The organism is Okeania sp. KiyG1 (assembly GCF_014132355.1).
Lineage (GTDB): Bacteria > Cyanobacteriota > Cyanobacteriia > Cyanobacteriales > Microcoleaceae > Okeania.
In genome coordinates, this window is the sequence record NZ_BLZO01000109.1 from 55,188 (window position 1) to 75,124 (window position 19,937).

The 19,937-nt window shown below is 39.5% G+C and carries 5 protein-coding genes; 1 reads left to right on the forward strand and 4 read right to left on the reverse strand.

Annotated elements, in window-relative coordinates; all coding sequences use genetic code 11:
- Nucleotides 1-65: 65 nt before the first annotated feature.
- Nucleotides 66-1,478 carry a NupC/NupG family nucleoside CNT transporter gene (locus tag SAGCYANO_RS25660; protein WP_202222674.1) on the reverse strand — a complete coding sequence of 471 codons (1,413 nt, stop codon included), beginning with the start codon at nucleotides 1,476-1,478 and terminating at the stop codon, nucleotides 66-68.
- Between the two features lie 890 nt (nucleotides 1,479-2,368).
- On the opposite strand from SAGCYANO_RS25660, the gene SAGCYANO_RS25665 reads away from it, so the two are divergent.
- Nucleotides 2,369-2,653 carry a hypothetical protein gene (locus tag SAGCYANO_RS25665; protein WP_202222675.1) on the forward strand — a complete coding sequence of 95 codons (285 nt, stop codon included), beginning with the start codon at nucleotides 2,369-2,371 and terminating at the stop codon, nucleotides 2,651-2,653.
- 280 nt (nucleotides 2,654-2,933) lie between these two features.
- Here the strand turns inward: SAGCYANO_RS25665 and SAGCYANO_RS25670 are convergent, their stop codons facing one another.
- The 3 genes from SAGCYANO_RS25670 to SAGCYANO_RS25680 all read right to left on the reverse strand — a co-directional run bounded on the left by SAGCYANO_RS25670 (nucleotide 2,934) and on the right by SAGCYANO_RS25680 (nucleotide 19,478).
- A complete protein-coding gene (locus SAGCYANO_RS25670; RefSeq protein ID WP_202222676.1) occupies nucleotides 2,934-12,407 on the reverse strand; it encodes a CHAT domain-containing protein in 9,474 nt (3,157 codons plus the stop codon).
- Nucleotides 12,408-13,464: 1,057 nt separating this feature from the next.
- Complete coding sequence (gene larC / locus SAGCYANO_RS25675; protein ID WP_202222677.1) at nucleotides 13,465-14,778, reverse strand: nickel pincer cofactor biosynthesis protein LarC; 1,314 nt, start codon at nucleotides 14,776-14,778, stop codon at nucleotides 13,465-13,467.
- 296 nt (nucleotides 14,779-15,074) lie between these two features.
- The gene (locus tag SAGCYANO_RS25680) at nucleotides 15,075-19,478 is read right to left on the reverse strand and encodes a hypothetical protein (protein WP_202222678.1); all 4,404 of its coding nucleotides are present in this window, start codon (nucleotides 19,476-19,478) and stop codon (nucleotides 15,075-15,077) included.
- Nucleotides 19,479-19,937: the final 459 nt, after the last annotated feature.

Here is a 19,937-nt window from a genome sequence, read left to right on the forward strand (position 1 = left end):
AATTTCTCAGAATATTCAACTATTAACCTATCACCTAAAACCTACCACCTACCACCTAAAACCTATCACCTAAAACCTAAAATAGTAGGGTCTCCAAAATCAAATAATCCAGCAACACAACCTGTCATTAAGGTAGCAAGAGTACCAACCCATAGAGCTTTCCAACCAAGAGAAGAAAGTTCCGATCGCCTCGATGGTATGAGATTTGATATTCCACCGACAAAAATTCCATAGGATGCTATGTGGGTAAAACCACAAAGAACATAACTAACTATTAGTAAGCCACGATCGCTAATTTCTCCGGCCGCTTTTAGTTGTGCCAAAGTAAAATAAGGAGGGATACTTGTTTCAAATAATCTACGTCCAATTAATATTGAAACTTGCCAAAGTTCGTTCCATTCTAGAGATACTCCGGTGAGAAAAGTTAGGGGTAAAAATATCGCTCCTAAGATATTTTGTACAGTAATTATTTTAAATATATTTCCTAGGGGACTTGGTAGATTTGCTAAACCATTAAATATGGCATTAACTAATGCAAGTAATCCCAAAATTACAATAATTACTGCCACAATTCCTACTGCCATTTTTACTCCATCTATCCCTCCATTCATTAAACTATCCATTGGGTTTGGTAATTGGTCATTTTCTTTTTTTTTCTCAGATGGAACATGACCTAAAGTTTTCGGTTTCTCGGTTTCTGGTATCAAGAGTTTCGATAGTACAAAACAAGCAGGAATAGTCATTATTGATGCTGAAACTAAATGCCCAGTAATACCAGGAAAAGTTGGTCTGAGAATAATTGCATATATGCCTAATATTGAAGAGGCGATCGAACCAAAACAACAAGATAAAATAGTACAAAGTTCGCTGCGGGTCATATCTTTTAGATATGGTTTTACGGCAATTGCTGATTCTATTCCTACGAAGATATTTGCAGCTCCAGATAAAGATTCTGCACCACTAATATTCATTGTTTTTTGGAAAATTTTAGCAAACAATTGAACGATAGGCTGAATAATATTTAGTCGATATAATAGACTAATTAACCCAGAAAAAAAGATGATTTGTGGCAGAGAACGAAAGGCAAAAATAAAGCCTAAATTCAGATTATCCGGGGTGAGGCGATCGCCTGGAATTTCTACATAAGGAGTACCTACGGTTCTAACTATCCATCTGGCTGCTGGGCCTGGTCCAACAATGCGATTAGGGTCTGGGACAATTGCCGAATCAGAGCCACCAAATAAAAATCTGGCCCCTGCTTCTGAAGCATCTAGTACTGCATTTAAGAGATTATTGATTTGTGCAATAAGGTCGCGGGTTGGTAATACAAATATGAGTAAACCAATAAATAGTTGTAATCCTATTCCCCAAAATATAACTTTCCAAGGAATAATTAGGCGATTTTCTGAACCTAACCATGCGATAAAGCACAGAATTACAATTCCAATTAAAGATATAAAGTTTAATAACAGATTCATTTGATTAGGGTTGAAGAAAGAATTTAGAATTTAGAATTTAGAATTTAGAATTTAGAATTACCTCTTCTTATAAATTAAGAGGATTGGTGAAAAGTATTTTTTTTCTTCTCTTGGTCGATTGGATATGGTTAGGAAACCCATCTATCCCTAGACCGCTTTTTTCTCCATGAATGGAGAGACTTTATACCTAAATTTTCTGTAATAAGGAAGAAAAAGGAAAAAGTGGATGGGGACTCAAACCCCAACCAATTTTAACGAAGTCAGTAGGGGCGTTACGAAGTATGCGCAAGCAAACGGCCGTTTGCGGAGCATAACTATCGTTAACGCCCGTACAGAAGTTGTTTTTGTAACGGGGATTTTGAGCAACCCCCAAAAACATTTTGTCTTATACCAATTCCTAAAAGTAACCCTATACTTGGGTAAGACTTGAGTTATTAATTAATCAAAACGGGTAGAATCACATTTTTGCTAATAATAGCCCAGTTAATGTTAATTACTCTTACTTTTTACCGAAGAATTAATAATTAAATAATTAAATAATTAAATAGTTCAGGTTTAAAGCCTCCCCTTTCAAGGGGAAAAAAATAAATTTTTTCCTTTTACTCAATCCTCTTCCTTTTAGGGAGAGGTAATTATCAATTATCCATTATCAATTATCAATTATTGAATTCTCCTCTACTCCCCTACTCCCCCACTCCCCCACTCCCCTACTTAAGATACGAGGGGTTAAAATATCCTTAGAAATTGCTTTTCTTTCGGTTTGACTATAAATCTAAGCAGTAATGCTGAGCACTGAATTGCCGTTTGCGGAGCATTCCGTCAGGAAATGCTTTTTAACTTTCAGCTACAATATTGACATAAGAAAATTTATATGGTATCCAGGATAAATCATGGAAGCATTTAGCCCAACTCCTCCTGAATGGACAGAATCTTCAATTCATGTGTTTCAGTTCTCCTGTCCTAAATGTGGGGCAGGTACAATAGATGCACAGGCAGTTTGGATTAATCGACGCTCCCCTGTCTATGGAGAAAATAGTCGTCGCAAATGGCAAGAATTTTATCATTGTAAGTGTGGTTGTAGTTGGTGGGCCTGGAGTAGCGATCGCCCACCTTCTAAGTATGCTCCTAGCGATCGAGATGAGGACGAATGTAATGATTTAGATCCTTTCACTTAGAAACTTAGGGTAGTCCTGCATAGTAATGGTATACAGCGAAATAGTATATAGCAAACAGGAATACCTGGCACGGGAGCAAGATGCTCCCACTTTTCTTGTCACAAACATTGCTGGACAATGCACGACAAAGCATTAGAATTCTACAATCAAGAATTTTATATCACCGCATCCCCGTGTCTCCGTGTCTCTCCCTCTCCATGTCTCCGCATCCCCGTGTCTCCCCCTCTCCGTGTCCCCGCGTCCTCAAGAACCTCCTCTCCGTGTCCTCAAGAACCCCTATCTACCAAGGACTACCAACCATAGTAAACCCTGCCCAATAATAAGGATGAGATAAATTATAATTCTCTATATTTTCTAACGCTGGAGGTAACGGCACTACTCCACGCACTCCACTTCCCCTTAACTCCCCATCTGCAATAACCACCTCTCCCCGCAACATGGCCAACTGCGCCTTTCTCAATGCCTCTGCCTTAATCTTGACATTATTCAAATGACTATAAAACTCCGTTATTAACCCCAATGTACCTTCATCATTCACATACCATACACTAGCTAACGCTGACTTCACTCCTGCTGCTATCGCTAACCCCGCAAAACCTAATTCCGCATTTCTATCCCCTATTGCAGTACGACAAGCTGATAATACTAACAATTCAACAGCAGGTTCATTCCAACCAAGTTCTCTCATTTCATTTAACTTTATTTGTTCAGTTCCCCACAATTGAATATAAGAATTACTGGCTTTTCCTGGGCGAAAATTAGCATGAGTAGCTAAATGAATAATAGGATAAGGATTACTTTCTCTTTGAATAACTAAATTATCAAGAGTAAAATCTTCATTGAGGAACATATTACCTTGCCATAAATGTTGCGCAATATTTTCTAATTCTACAGGTACTGCTGGTAAGGGGTTTTGTTCAATAAATTCAGAAGCTCCCATTGCTAATACTTGAGTATCTTGAAGTGGGCGATAGTTAGTATCCATTAAACTCACACTAGGAATTAAACTGAGACTGTATTTTTCTATGAGAAATTGTTTTCCATCGTGTAATGCAGCAACAGGTAAAGTTCGTAAACCTTCATCCATACTAAATAGTAAAGTCTCAATATTTGCTGCTTTTAATTCTGCGGATATAGGTGCGATTAACCAATCATATAATTTTTGTGCTGGTGAGAGATATTTATCAGTATTACGGTAATTCAGAGTTGTAACTTTAATTTTTAATTCTAGCACAACTTCCATAAGTTTTTGGCGGTCTACTTTAGCAATCGTTTTAATAATTGGTTGACCGGATTTGGTATATAAAATGATTTGTAATTGTTCGGGATAGGCATTAATATAAACAACTGCAGATTCTTTTCCTGTTTGATAGGCCATATCAGTTAAGATATCTCGAACATTTTTTGTACTGATAAATTGTTCGTTGAAATCTTTACCAAAGTAATTAGAATATTCGTTAGTACGGTTTTGTTCTAACATGGTTACTACTTGTTTTGAACCTGTTGCTACTGTGAGAGGGTTGGTATTAGGAGTGTCAATTATGTTTAATATTTGTTGAGTGTTTGTGGTATTGTTGATAGATGATTCTGTATGGTTTTTTGCAGTTGTTGTGTTGGTTGTTTGATTGTTGTTACTGGGGGTAGTAATTGGGATGATATTGTTATTTATCAGTGTTTGTTGGGACTGATTACTATTAGTGTTAATATTAGTTTGAGTGGTGTTTACAGGGATAGTTACTGAGGTATCTGTTGCTAAATCTACTGTTGTGGAGGGGTTAGTTTCTACTCTGAGAATAGGGTTATTAGAGGTATCTGTTGCTAGATCTACTGTTGTGGAGGGGTTAGTTTCTACTCTGAGAATAGGGTTATTAGTAGAAATAGAATTTGTCTGAGTAGGAATTATGGGTGTGGTAGTGTTGCTCCTTTCAGTATTAGTAATTGTTTCAGTTCCGTCTGGAGCGATCGCTCTTTGCTCTGGAATATTGATAATTTGCCCTGTATTGTCAATAGTAGCATTTCCACCGTCGGAAATAGCATTTTGATTATCTACATTGATAATTTGCCCTGTATTGTCAATAGTAGCATTTCCACCGTCGGAAATAGCATTTTGATTATCTATATTGATAATTTGTCCTGTATTGTCAATAGTGGCATTTCCACCGTCGGAAATAGCATTTTGATTATCTATATTGATAATTTGTCCTGTATTGTCAATAGTAGCATTTCCACCGTCGGAAATAGCATTTTGATTGTCTATATTGATAATTTGTCCTGTATTGTCAATAGTAGCATTTCCACCGTCGGAAATAGCATTTTGATTATCTATATCAATCTTACCATCTACTTGATTATTAATCTCCGCATCTCCATTAGTTGCTTCTGCTGTCTGAGTATCAGCTTTTAAACTTCCTTGGGTGTCAATATCAATTTGAGCAGGTCCATCCTCTGAAATGACAGTTTGGTCTTCAGTTGTTACATCTCCCGGTGCATCTATATCAATACCTCCTGCTCCTCCTTCTGAAGCAATTGAGCTCAAGTCGAGAGTAGTGATGGAACCGTCAGTTGCCTCTAGTTGGAGAATACCTGCACTGGTCGTACCTAAAGAACTTAAGTTTCCTGTGGTTATTTGACTGCCATTAATTATGACGTTGCCACTTGGTCCGTCTGCTTGTGTCTCAACATTTCCTGTTTCCACTTGTGCTGTGCGACTTTCAATTATCAAATTACCACTTTCTGTCATGCCATAAGATGATACATCTGCTAATGTTACACTTTCTGAGGCGTTAACTTCTACGTTTCCTCCTTTTCCTTGCTCTGAGTAGGAGTCAATATCACCTGTGGAGTAAATTTCTCCAATTTCACTTTCTACTGTAATATCACCTCCTTCTTTCATTCCTTGGGAACGAATACTGCTAATATTAATACTGCCTGGGGATGTAAGAGTGACATCTCCAGCAATACCTTCATCAGAATATGTATTTAATGCTCCTGCTGCATCTATACTGTTTTCACTATAACTATTGATAGTAATATCACCTCCCTGCTCCATTCCCTGAGACAAAATGGTATCTATATGGATATGACCTTCTGCTGTAATATTTACATTTCCTGCTGTACCTTTTTGGGAGAATGTTTCTATTGCTTGGGTAGCATTAATTTCTCCCTGTTCACTGGTGATGTTGACATCTCCGCCTGTGGTAGGTTGGTTGGGGTTGAGGGCGCTTGCTTCCAGTTTGCCTGTGGTAATATTTCCTCTGGCGTTGAGGGTAATATTTCCGGTGCCGTCTGGAGAACGGGAGTTTATGGTTCCGGCAGTGGTGTCTATAGTGCTGTTGTTGCTGTTAAGGGTGATGTCTCCTGCTGTTCCTTGGGTAGCTTCTCCTTGCGGTACGGGAATTAGGGTGAAGTTTTCGTTGACTGTTACTCTGTCTCTGACAAAACCTGATGCTAGGTCTATTTGACCTGTTTCTATTGCGCCTTCTGCAATAATATTAATTTTTCCTGTGTCGCCGTCGTCTGCACCGGAATATATCATGGCAGTTGTGGTGTTAATGTTGTTACCTGCTTCGAGAATAATATCTCCCCCTCTCCCCACTCCCCTGCTCCCCCTCTCCCCCTCTGGGGGTTCAGATGCTGAGATAATATTACTGTTTTCTTTGATGTTAATGTCGCCTCCTGCTTTAATACTTATTTGACCTCCGTCGGCGTCAGCAAAGGAGTAGATGTTGCCGGTGGTAATATTTCCTTGGGGTGCTTCTAGGGTAAGGTTGCCTGCGTTGCCTCCTCCTGAATAGTTGGCAAGAAAGTCACCATTGCTGGTGTCAATATTTCCAGTTTCTGATATAATAGTTATTTGACCGCCTTCCTGTTGTCCGTGGGAACTAATAGTATTGGTTATTATGTCTGTTTTTGCTTGGAGGGTGACATTTCCAGCGTTTGCTCCTTCGGAAAATGATTGAATTGGTTGAGTAGCATTAATTTCTCCTTGTTCGCTGACAATACTAATGTTGCCTCCGTCGGCAGTTTCTTTTTTATTGTTGGCTTCGGAGGTAATAATTCCTGTGGTAATATTTTCTTGGGCAGTGATATCTATTGTGCCTGCGTTTCCAGCGTCGGTGCTTTTGGCCGAAATGGTGCTGTTGGGGGCGTTCATTTCTCCTGTGTTGATGGTGATGGTGCCTCCTTTTCCTGTACCTGTGGTTTCTGTTAGTATTTGACCTTCTAGTTGGAATGTTTGAGTAGGGTTAATATTAATTCTGCCTCCGTCTCCGCTATCGGATGTGGATGCTGATATTTCTGTGTTTTCTGCTATTGTTAGGTTTTCTGTTTGGATGTCGATGGTGCCAGCGTTGCCAGCTCCTTCAGTTTCTACTGTTATTCTACCTTCACCGGAAATATTGATGTTTTCTGGAGCTTTGATGTTGATGTCGCCTCCGTTTCCAGTTGAGAAGGTGCGGGCGGAGATGTAGCCGTTTTCTGTGAAAGTAATATTGAGGTCTGGGTCTCCATCTCCCCTCCTGGGAGGGGGAGGGGCGAGGGGTGGGTTTCCTTCCCTATAGGGGTTGAGAGTAAGTGTTCCTGCTTTGGCTTTTCCTTCAGTTTCGGCAAATATTCCCAATTTTCCTGAGATTAATAAGTCGTTAGTGTTGATGGTGATGTTGCCTCCTCCTTCATTGTTAGTTGCTTTTTCTCCTGCTGTGGCACTTATTTCTGTACCTTTACCTATGGTGACTGTTTGGGAGTTGATGTTGATGTCTCCTGCTTTTCCGGCACTGTTGGTTTCTGCACTTATGGCTACTTGCTCTGATAGGTTAAGGTTTTCTGTTTGGATGTCGATAGTGCCTGCGTTGCCTTTACCTGTGGTTTCGACTGAGATTTTTCCTTCTCCTGAAATGTTGATATTTTCTGGGGCAAATATATAGATGTTACCTCCGTCTCCTGTGGATGTGGTGCGGGCGGATATGAAGCCTTTTTCTGTGAATGTAATATTGAGGTCTGGGTCAAAATTTCCCCTCCTGGGAGGGGTTAGGGGTGGGTTCTCTCCGCTCCCAGGAGGGGTTAGGGGTGGGTTCCCTTCCCTATATGGGTTGAGTGTGAGGGTTCCAGCAGGGCTTTCTCCTGCTGTTTCGGCGAATATTCCGAGTTTTCCTGAGATGAATAGTTCGTTGGCGTTGATGCTGATGTTGCCTCCTGCTTCTGTGTTGTTTGCTCCTTCTCTGGCGGTGGCACTTATTTGGGCGTTTTCGCCGATGGTGAGTTTTTCTGTGGTTATTTCTATGTCTCCTGCTTTGCCTGCGCTGTTGGTTTCGGTGGTGAGACTTGTGCCTTTTTCTAGGGTGAAGTTTGTGGTGTTTATATTGATTTGACCTGCGTTACCTTTGTCTTCTGTGGAGGCGGATATGGCTACTCCATTCGATATGGTGAGGTTTTCTGTTTGGATGTCGATAATTCCGGCGTTGCCTGTGCCTGATGTTTCTACAGCAATGAAGCCTTCCCCTGAGATGTCTATGTTTTCTGGGGCTGAGATAAATATGTTGCCGCCGTTACCTGTGGAGGAAGTAGAGGCGGAGATGAAGCCATCATTGCTGAAGTTGATGTCTAGGTCTGGGTTGTCTTTGTAGGGTGAAAGGGTGAGGATACCTGCATTGGCGCTGGCTTCAGTTTCGGCGAATATTCCGAGTTTGCCTGTGATATTAAGTTCGTTGGTGTTGATGGTGATGTGGCCTCCGTCTCCAGTGCTGGTTGAGCCTATTAATACTGTGGCACTGATTTGGGCATCTTGCCCGATGTCTAGGGTTTGGGCTTCGATGGTTATGGAACCTGGGTTGCCTGCGCCTGTGGTTTCTGTAATTAGGCTGGTGTTTTGGTCTAGGTTGAGATTGTTGGCTTGGATGTTGATGGTTCCTGCGTTTCCGGTAGCTTCTGTGCTGGCTTGGAGTCTGCTGCTGTTAGTGAGTTGGATGTTTTGGTCAGTTTCTAAGGTTATTTGGCCTGCATCACCTTGGGCGTTGGTGGTGCTGAGGATGTCGGTGTTGTCGAGGGTGATGTTGCCGAGGCTGTAGATGTTGACGTTTCCGGCGGGTTGGTCGCCTTTGGTGTCGCTTTCAATGGTGACATTGTTGAGGTTGATGTTGCCTGAACTGAGGATGGAGACGGGGCCTGATTGGCCTTGGGTTGCTCCTACGTCTATTTGTATTGTTTCATTTTCACTAAGTTTTATACTTACTTGTTTACTGGTAATGATAGATGAGTCACTAAGTAGAAGATTTCCTTGTGGTTGACTTTCTATTGTCACTTCCCCTGAATTGGAGTGGGTAGATAGGGTGAGTATTTCTGCGTTGCTGAGGTTGTTGGTGGTAATGTTCACGTCTCCACCTTTCCCTGATTTATTTGTTCCGAATGAGAATGTTTTGATTGCTAGTCTAGTGATATCGCCTCCCGCAAACACAGAAATAGCTCCCCCATTCCCTGAATTGCCACTATTTGAAAAGGAATAAGAATTGAGCGATGTTGTAGAGGTATCGCCTCCCGCCTCTATAGAAATGGCTCCCCCATTTCCTGAATTGCCACTATTTGAAAAGGAATACGAAAAGGAATAAGAATTGAGCGATGCTGTAGAGGTATCGCCTCCCGCCTCTATAGAAATGGCTCCCCCATTCCCTGAATTGCTTGATGATACAGAATAAGAATTGAGCGATGCTGTAGAGGTATCGCCTCCCGCCTCTATAAAAATGGCTCCCCCATTTCCTGAATTGCTTGATGATGCGGAAGAGGAATCAAGAAATTCTGTAGAAATGTCACCCCCTGCAGAAAGAGAAATGGCTCCACTATTCCCTGAATTGCTTGATGATACAGAAGAGGAATCAAGAAATTCTGTAGAAATGTCACCCCCTGCGGAAAGAGAAATGGCTCCCCCATTCTCTGAATTGCCAAGTGAATTAGAATAAGAATTGAGCGATCTTGTAGAGGTATCGCCTCCCGCCTCTATAGAAATGGCTCCCCCATTTCCTGAATTGCTTGATGATGCGGAAGAGGAATCAAGGGATGCTGTAGAGATATCGCCTTCTGCAAACACAGAAATGGCTCCCCCATTCCCTGAGTTGCCTCTCTGCGAATTGGAAAAGGAAGCAAGGGATGCTGTAGAGATATCGCCTCCTGCGGACACAGAGATGGCTCCCCCATTCCCTGAATTGCCTGGCAAGGAATTGGTGATGTTAGCTCCCATTGAAATGCTATTAACACTCACAGATAAAGAAACGAATTTCCTATTGTTTTGCTTGACTCCATTTGAAAAGTTTGAAGAGGAATTTACACTGGAAGAGGAATTGAGAGATGCTGTAGTGATATCGCCTCCGGCCTCTATAGAAATGGCTCCCCCATTTCCTGAGTTGCCTCCCAAGGATAAGGAAAAGGAATTGAGGGATGTTGTAGTGATATCACCTCCGGCGTTCAGAGCAATAGTTCCACCATCCCCATCATAAGAAGAGGAATTAACAGATGCTATAGTCATATTACCTCCGGTAGTTATTGTGGTGTTCCCCCCGTCTACTAACCTATTACTATCCAATGAAGTCTGTACCAAATAAGGTTTACCTTCAATATTAGCAATATAATAGGGTTCCCCTTCAATAATAATATTACCTTCGCTGTCAAGTTCAACATTAAACCCATAAACAGCATCTACTGGAATAAACATATCCCCACCAGAATAAACAGGCAACCAAGATGTATCAATATTCCCCAAAACAATACCAGCACCAGCAATAGTCAAATTCCGCCCATTGGTCTTAATAGTATCCGCCCCATTCTCAAAGGTATTCGGATCGCTCCCAACATCTACCTCATTATCCAACATCTCCACAACACCTATTCCATCCCCATCCACATCCGCACGAAATTCTATCTCTCCCCCCCCAGACTTAAATTCCAACACATCATCCTCTATATCCTCCACAGTAATATCATTTCTCGCCTCCAACTTAACATCCGCATCCCCAGAAGTCTCCTCAAATTCATCATTTATCGTAATATTTTTCCCAGACAAAGAAACACTTTCACCACCACCTTTTATTCCACTACCCGTAGCAACAATATCTCCCGTAGCTTCAATATTTATCGAACCACTTGTATCAGTAATTTCTGTATTTTCTGTCGCCTCAACTGCTTCGATCCCCCCTAACCCCCCTTGCGAAGGGGGGGATATTTCTGCTTCTGAATTATTCTCCACTGTTTCAATAGTAGAAATAGTCTCCGTTAATGTCACATTTCCATCACTCTTAATATCTATATCTCCCCCAGCAGTAACAATACCATCCACATCCTCACTCACACTACCAATATTCACATTTCCTACATCAAAAAACACTCCTCCACTGCCACTAACTGCCTCTAAATTTTCTACATCCAACCGCAAAGGTGCATCAGTTAAACCTATTCCTCCATCCCCTGAAGTTTGAAATAAAACACTCCCCGCATTAATAATTGAACTATCAGAAACTCTCGCAATATTTCCCCCATTAGCATTAACTAAAACTTCTCCTGTTGTGGTTAAAGAAGCCAGATTTATATCTCCTAAATCTCCTAAATTTCCCAACTCAATATTAATCGTGCCACTGCCAGCATTTAACGTTGTTCCATCTAATTGATTGATCGAAGCTTTCCCGTCAGAACGGTTAGTCAAATTCATCTCATCATTATTACCAAATATGTCAATATTGCTATTACCAATTGATGTGTTAATATCCCCATTTATATTAATACTTTTACCTGCTGTTAATTCGACAAACCCAGCAGTTTCTATTAAATTATTAACTGTTATATCATTGTTAGCTAAAACAAGAAAATTACTTTCTGAATTTTGATTTGATAAATCTATATTTCCCGATAAAAATACATTTCCTGGTGTATCGGCAATTATTGTATTATCTGTTAATACCAATTCACCATTATTATTAACAATTATGGATGTGGCGTTTGTTTCGGCTCCACCTGTTAATAATTCTGGTAAAGATAAAGTGTCTAAATTAGAAATATCTTCTATTTTGGAGTCTATGTCTAAACTTAATAAATGTCCTGGTTGAGATATTCTCAAGACACTACCGCCTTCTACTGCGGCAATGGTAATATTTCCATTTGTTGTAGAGAGTTCTCCTGTATTAATAACCGTGCCGCCTAATAAGGTTAAATTTTCTCCAGAGTTTAAATTTCCTTCATTAACTATTGCGCCTGGGTTTGATACGTCAAATCTATAACCACTGGGGTTTCCGACTAAATTTGAATAGTCGTTTGTTCCCATAGCTTGAAACCAGAAGTTGTTGTTGTCAAAACCAATACCTGTGGCGGTAGTAACGCTGAATGAGGCGGGTATATTTAGCCTGGCGTTTGGGCCGAATATTATGCCTGCGGGGTTCATCAAGAAAAGGTTGGAGTTACCCCCGGTGACTTGAATTATACCGTTGATAATGGAAGCATTTCCTCCTGTAACTCGCCCTAAAATGTTGCGGGTATCTGGGGTTGTCAGGAAATTTGCGGTTTGGCCAGAATTAACGTTGAATTGGTCAAAACTGTGGAAGAGGTTAGCGCCATTATGAGTGCCACCTTCGATGTTGAATTGATTGCCCTGTGGTGTGACAATTGTACCTGTACCATCGTTTGCCGGAGTTATGGGTTGAGAGAAAGCGGGTGTTATGGTAAATGAGCCTAAGATTAAACTTAGAGGTAGGATGCTGTAAGATTCTAATTTATTTGTTTTCATTCAAAATATGTAGATATCTACAGTTGTTGAGTGTTTGATTAATATAATAATTTCATATCTAGTCTCATTAATTAGCCATAATAAAAATTTTATTTTATCTCAAGAGAATATTCTTCAAATTTTCCCTTTCTCCCTTCCTTACCGAAATATTGTGGTTTAAAGTCTCCCCTTTTAAGGGGATAATAAATAAAAATTTTCCTGTTCGTCAATCCTCTCCTTGAAAAGAAGAGGTAATTCTAAATTCTAAATTCTTAATTCTAAATTCTTGAAAAAGTCTTTTTAAGGAGTAGGGGAGTGGGGGAGTAGGGGAGTAGGGGAGTAGTTAGTGGTACTTAGGGTTTGCTGAATAAATTGGTTGGTGGGGGTAGGACACGGAGACGCGGAGACGCGGGGACGCGGAGACGGGGGAACAGACAATGGTTTCGCCATTTTATGTGAATAAATTTTCTTGAATTTCAGCAGAAAATTTCAGCAAATTGATGCAAATAAGAGCCAATAACTTAGGAGATAAATTGAATATAAAAAGCTCCATTACCTTAACTAGCCTGATTTTTAGCTTTATTCAGCAAGCCCTACTTAGACATTTTTTGGTAGGAAAAATGCTTCAAAATCAGTCTAGATAAGGGAATTACGTCGATGTCTTAAAAATGCCTAGAACCCTTGTTCAATAATTGATAATTGATAATGGATAATTGATAATTACCTCTCCCTAAAAGGAAGAGGATTGAATAAAAGGAAAATTTTTTCTTGTTTCCCCTTGAAAGGGGAGGCTTTAAACCTAAATTATTTAATTATTTAATTATTTAATTCTTAATTCTTCGGTAATTCAGGATTTATACCTTTTTGAGGTAAAAGCCTCTGCCCATCTATATTTAAGCCTATTTTCTGGCTTTATTTTGTGTAAGTCCCATTAGGAGAAACGAGGAATTTTGAGCATTTTAAACTGAAAAACAGACACTTTTTTAGATATAAAAAGGCTAAAGAATTTATCTGTCAATGGTTTTAGATTTAATCAGCAAGCCCTAATTATTAATTATTAATTATTAATTATTAATTATTATTCGTACCAAGCTTGTAATGCCATTTTCTGTACTTCCATCAAAGGAATATTCTGCTGTCTAGCTAATATGGCACAATCTTCATATTCAGGTTGCACATTCACAATTTGATTTCCCATCTTTGCCACTTTTAACCGCACTGCTCCATAGTCTGTCTGCACCTGATTAATTGTTCGCTCCAAAATAGCCCGTTTTTGAGTAGACCGACGAATACCCAGAGTTGTAGTCTCTCGAAATATTACCTCCTCACAAACAGATAACTTTTCCGGTAGACAAACCACAGTAAGTAACACTCCTAACCTAGATTTTTTCATTGTCACAGGTTGGGTAAAAACATCTAATGCACCTACTGCAAACAGAGCATCAAAAGTATAAGCGATCGCTTGAGGAGTACAATCATCTATTTGAGTTTCCAACACCATTACAGTTTCCAGGTGTGGATCTGGGGAACTGGGAGAATGATATTCTGTAAGTTGAGAATGTGGAGTATTAACCTCCCCTGCTCCGATCCACAAACGTAGAATATTAGGAATAGCTAAATCGCGAGAACCCGCACCCAAACCCACACATTGTAGAGACATTGACGGTGGCGAGCAAAAATTACTGGCAAGAGTACAAGCGATCGCGCTACCTGTAGGAGTACACAATTCTTTTTCAATGCCATTACTATAAATAGGAACCTGATGCAACTCCCAAAGTTTTAGCACTGCTGGTACAGGTACAGGTAACCGACCATGAGCCGCCCTCACAGTACCCCCACCAGTGGGCAAAGGCGAACAATATAATTGGTCAATATTCAACCAATCTAATCCTAAACAAGTTCCCACAATATCAACAATGGCATCAGTTGCCCCTACTTCATGAAAATGTACCTTATCTGGGGCAATACCATGTACGGCACCTTCAGCTTCAGCCAATTTGTGAAATACAGCCAAACTCCAAGCTTCAGCACGTCGGGGCAATCCTGCTTTTTTGATTAATGCTTCAATTTCTGGCAAATGACGGTGGTGAGAATGATTGTGTTGTTCTGTACTTTGGTCATTATCTGAATGGTGAGAATGATGATGGTGGTGGTCAAAAGTCAGAGGTTCCCCATTTTCAGGATTTGCAGAAATTAGATTGACATGAAATTTCGTAGCTAGTAAACCATTGCGATGCACTTTTTCAGTGCTTAACTGATATTCCTGGGAAATGCCGAGAAGATTGAGTTTTTCTATCAGATATTCTAGGGGAACACCCGCATGAACTAAAGCACCCAGACACATATCGCCTGCAATACCAGTGGGACATTCAAGGTAAGCTATTTTTTTCATGGATAAAAGTCAACACCAAAAAGTTTCAAGAATATAGGTATAATTAGGGTTTGCTTATGGAAGTCTTTTAGTCAGGGGAGGAGTCAGGAGTCAGGAGTCAGGAGGAACGGGGAATTATAAAGGAGATAGTAGGAAGAATTGTTCTTTGATTTTTCTGTCCAACTCTTGACCAAAATCCGCTCCTAATTGAACCATTACCACCTAAAACCTCGCACTTTTTGATACTTAAAAAGGCTAAAACCTTTATATGTAAAGACTTTTATATTTAATCAGCAAACCCTAATTATCTCTTAATCCTAACGCAACTTCTCTAATACCTCTAGTGTAAAGGGATTTTCTTCTTTTTGCAGCGACTCAACCCAAAGCGACCGTTGTACTTTTTGCTCTGAGTTTTCCACCTGCTGAATAAACACTTCAAAGTCTGCAACAGCACCCTGGAAATTATTAGTTAATCCTCTAGCTAAACCTCGACTATCCCTAAACTGGGGATTTTTTGGCTCAAGGTTTACTGCATTGTCACAAGCAAACAAGACATCATTAGCATGACCATATAAACTACCATATCGACAAAGTATATCCCAATGCTTGCCAAGAATTTGTAATTTGGGATGGTACTCTTGAGCCACATTATAAGCATCAATTGCTTCCTTGATTTTACCTTTTCTTGCTAATATTCCTCCTTCATCGCGCACACCTGGTGCTGCAATCATTTTGGCTTCTGTTAATGGGTCAAATTTCAAGTTAGGATCTAGTTTTAATGCTTCTCGGTATTGAGCAGCAGCACCATCAACATTACCATTACTGGTAACTATTCTGTTACCTTTTTCTAGAAAAAGTTGGGCTGAAGGTTTAACATCATCACAGAGATGCTTGTTGGGGTAGTCTTCAGGTCTACTTTTGAGATAGTTATCCACCCAGTTGCAACTCCTTGCTAATAGATCGTCAAGGTCTAAATTCCATAGTCTGATAGTTTTATCATCACTAATTGAAATTATCTGGTTACGGTTGGGGTTAAAAGCTAGACTCTCAACCTTCTGTTCATGGCCACTAAGGGTAAGTAGTGGAGTGCCATCAGGTTTCCAGACTCTGACTGTTTTATCGTTACTTGCTGTAGCAATTAAGTCTCCCTTGGAGCTAAAAGCAATACCAAGTACTGAACCAGTATGACCTATCAAGCTATGTTTGACAGTTCCGTTAGGTTTCCAGAGTTTGACAGTATTATCTCGACTGGCAGTAGCAATGAGGTCTCCCTTGGGACTGAAAGCAATACTGTAAATAGAGCCTCTATGTTCTTTAAATGTATTTACTAGCTTTCCATCAAATGTCCAGAGTTTAGCATCCCCGTCAAGACTAGCAGTAGCAATTAGGTCTCCTTTGGGACTGATGGCAACATCGGTAACTTCATGGCCATGTTTTGTGTCTATTTCTGTGATCAAACTACCATCAGCTTTCCATATTTTAATTTTTCTGTTTAGACCCGCAACAATTAGGTCTCCCTTGGGACTGAAGGTAATATTATAAGAGTTGCGATCGCGTAATTCTTGATCGGTCAGCTCAAGAACTTTTGTACCATCTGGTTTCCATAGTTGGGCTTTGCCGTTATGGGTGATAGTAGCGATCAACTCACCGTTAGGACTAAAGGCAACATCTGTCACCCAATCATTGTGTGTGATGTTGGGCTGTATTATAGTACCATCAAGTTTTCGGAGTTGAAGTGTATTTTCGTAATAACAACCCAAAGCAATGAGGTTGTTGGGACTAACGGCAACACGTCTACAATGATAATTATCAAGTTGGCTTTTTCCGAATGTGTGTTGATAAGGAAGAATGTTCCAAAGTCTTACTGTTTCGTCAGCACTAGCAGTAGCAATCAAATTTTCTTTAGGACTGAAAGCAATGCTATAAATTTTCTCCTTATGTCCTTCAAGAGTGTCTACAAGAGTACCATCAGCCTGCCAAATTTTAACGGTATTATCATCACTAGCACTAGCTATTTGTTCGCCGTCGTTGCTGTACACAACACTATAGACTCGATCGCTATGCTTAAGAGTTGTCGAGAGAGTACCGTCAGTGTTCCAGATTTTTACAGTGTTATCATAACCAGCAGAAGCAATTTGGTCTCCTTTAGGGCTGAAGGCAAGGTCTAAGACGAGTTTATTATTATGTCCTTCAAGGGTTTCTACTAAACTACCATCAGGTTTCCAGAGTTTAACTTTGCCATCACCGCCAGCAGTAGCAATGAGGTCTCCTTTGGGGCTGAATTCAATATCATATATATTACCGTTATGTTCCTTAAGAGTTGCTATTAGGCTACCATCAGATTTCCAGAGTTTGACAGTGTTATCAAAACTACCAGTAGCAATGAGGTCTCCTTTGGGGCTGAATGCAATACTGCGAACCTCTTCTGTATGTCCTGTTAGAGTTTTTACGAAAGTACCATCAGATTTCCAAATTTTGGCAGTGTTATCTTTACTTGCAGTGGCAACTAGGTCTCCTTTGGGGCTAAATACTACTCTGTTAACTTCCCGATCGTGATTTAAGGTTTTTACTAAGCTACCATCAGAAGAATTCCAAATTTTGGCAGTATTATCTTGACTCGCAGTGGCAACTAGATCTCCTTTAGGACTAAAGACTGCTCTATAGACTCCTCTGCCATGTTCTAGGTTTGCAACTAAAGTACCATCTGGTTTCGATAGTTTAGTAATACCATCACCACCTGCAGTAGCAATGAGGTCTCCTTTGGGACTGAATACTACGCTAATCACTTCTCCGTCATGATTTAGGCGATTATATTCCATCTTCCCCTGCCAAGAAATTATCTGTCGTAACGTATCTGCACCTAATAGTCGAGTCTGAGCTTCTGCCCAACCAGCATTTTTTAATTTTTTCCCCTGTTTAATACCCTCAATCAGTGTATCCCAAGTTTGAGTGGAATTGAAACTGGCTTTTAGATGCTCAAAGTCATTTTTCATTGTGATATTTGAGTTGCTAACAACAGCACGCCGCCATTGTAACCCAGCAAATCCTGACAGCCCTAATGCACCGATCAAGCCAGCAATTAGTCCAAAAAGAATACGTTTTCTTAAGCTTTCCCGTTCTTGTTCGAGGCGCTCAGTTTCTGCCACACTGGCATCAATAAATTCATTTTCCTCCGATCTTAAGCCACCAACATTTTTAAACGAATCTTTCTTCCTCAGCTCAACAACCTGCTTTAATCTAGAGCCTTTTAACAGTTCTTGGCTTGCTTTGGACTCATCCGAGTCGCGAATTTTCTGCCATCGTCTTGTTTCACTCGCCAGCCAATTTTTGAGAAGAATAGTTTCCTTTTCCTCTTCAATCCAGCTTTTTAACTTATCCCAAGAAGAGATCAAAATCTCATGGCTAATTTCTACAGTTGCCGATTGTTTTGTGATTTTATTCTTAGTAATTTGTAAGTTTGTTGCGCTTAAATTTTCATCACTACTAACCAGCAAATTTTTATCAATAAACCTTAGAAGAGTATTATTTACTAATTCACCGACAAATTCACTACGATTAGCTCTTCTGCTAACTGTTGTACTCCCCCAATCATTTTTAACAATGGTTACCAGTTTAATAAATATTTGTTTAGTGGCTGACTGTCCCTCTTGGTCCAGATGATCATAAATACTATTGACTTGCTTTTGTAGTGCACCCCTTACTCCCCCCAATTTGGCATAAGTTGCTTTATTTAAAATGCGGTCTTTAATATTAGAATAACCATCAGAACCAATAGTCAGACACTCACACCAGAGACAATCTAAAGTGTATTGTAATAAGGGAAGATAACCTTTTTGTCCTTTTACCTCTTTAATAATTTGTTCAACTAACCCTTCTTCAAAAACTACTCCATTCTTGCTTGCTGGTTCTTCAATTGCCTGTCTTAGTTCATCTGGGTGCATATCTGTTACCAGATGAAGATTATTTTGATTGACAATTATCCCTAGTTTTGGATAAGAACTTAACTGCTCCAAAAAATCAGCCCTCATTGCCAATATAATCTTTACAGAATTATTTTGAGAGTTAGTAACATTAACAATATTTTCAATAAAATTATTTCGTTTTTCTAGGTCATGGCAACGGGTGAATAATTGCTCAAATTGGTCTATAAAAATTAGCCATTGTTCATCCTCTTTTTTTAAGATAGTAATAACTTCATTTAGTGTATTTACTTCGGATTTGCAAGCAATTTCTGCCTCATAACTGCTGAAACTATAGTCTTTTTCGTCATTGATAAGACAGCGATATAAAGATTCAAAAGGGTTTTTGTCCGGTGTGAAAATAAAATCATAAAATTTATTGTTTTGTTCTATAGATTCCTTGAATTTAGGAATTACACCTGCACGAACTACTGATGATTTACCAGTTCCAGAAGCTCCCAAAAGCAAAGTCAAGCTACTTTGATTGACTGCTGTAAATAATTTAGTAATTAAAGCATCCCGACCAAAAAAGTATTGTCTATCTTGAAAGTTAAATTTACTTAGTGCTTTATACGGGGATTTTTTAATCAGTGGTTGCTGAATAATCTTTTCAGAACTACCATAATTATGAGTAGATTGATCGATATTTACATTATTTGCTGAATTCACAAAATTAATATCATTTTCGTTACCAGAAATCTCGATATTTCCAGTGGTTTGGCTTTGATTAGGTGGAGATTTCTTATTTTGTTCTACAATCATAATCTAATTAGTTAAAATGTTTTTAGGATAATTAAATAAGTAGATAATAAAATTTATAACTATGTCATTGCGTTAGCAATTTTGTAAGCATTCAACTATTAGCAGTCAGCTCTTCGGTGCGGAATACTGCGCAAACAGCTTTAATGAATGAAGTAAAATTTTGTTTAACTCATACTACATTTTCTACCCATAAATTGAAAAATTTAAGCACCAGAAAGACTTGCTTTGAGTTTTTAATCTATACAATTCAAGCTAATGAAGCTGATAGCTGACGGCTGAATGCTTACGTTAGTTTAATATTTGTTAAGGCTAAATTATATCCAAACCTTCTAATTCGGTATCAAAAAATGTTCCATCTTCAACCATTACCAAATATTTCTCGATTTCCCCATTCACTAAAGTCAAAATTCAAAATTCATGCATTCAAAAGTTAGAAGTTATAAGTGATATTTTATATCA

Coding starts and splice junctions, on each gene's coding strand:
- SAGCYANO_RS25660 (WP_202222674.1), bottom strand. CDS start 1,478: ATGAATCTGTTATTAAACTTTATATCTTTAATTGGAATTGTAATTCTG.
- SAGCYANO_RS25665 (WP_202222675.1), top strand. CDS start 2,369: ATGGAAGCATTTAGCCCAACTCCTCCTGAATGGACAGAATCTTCAATT.
- SAGCYANO_RS25670 (WP_202222676.1), bottom strand. CDS start 12,407: ATGAAAACAAATAAATTAGAATCTTACAGCATCCTACCTCTAAGTTTA.
- larC (WP_202222677.1), bottom strand. CDS start 14,778: ATGAAAAAAATAGCTTACCTTGAATGTCCCACTGGTATTGCAGGCGAT.
- SAGCYANO_RS25680 (WP_202222678.1), bottom strand. CDS start 19,478: ATGATTGTAGAACAAAATAAGAAATCTCCACCTAATCAAAGCCAAACC.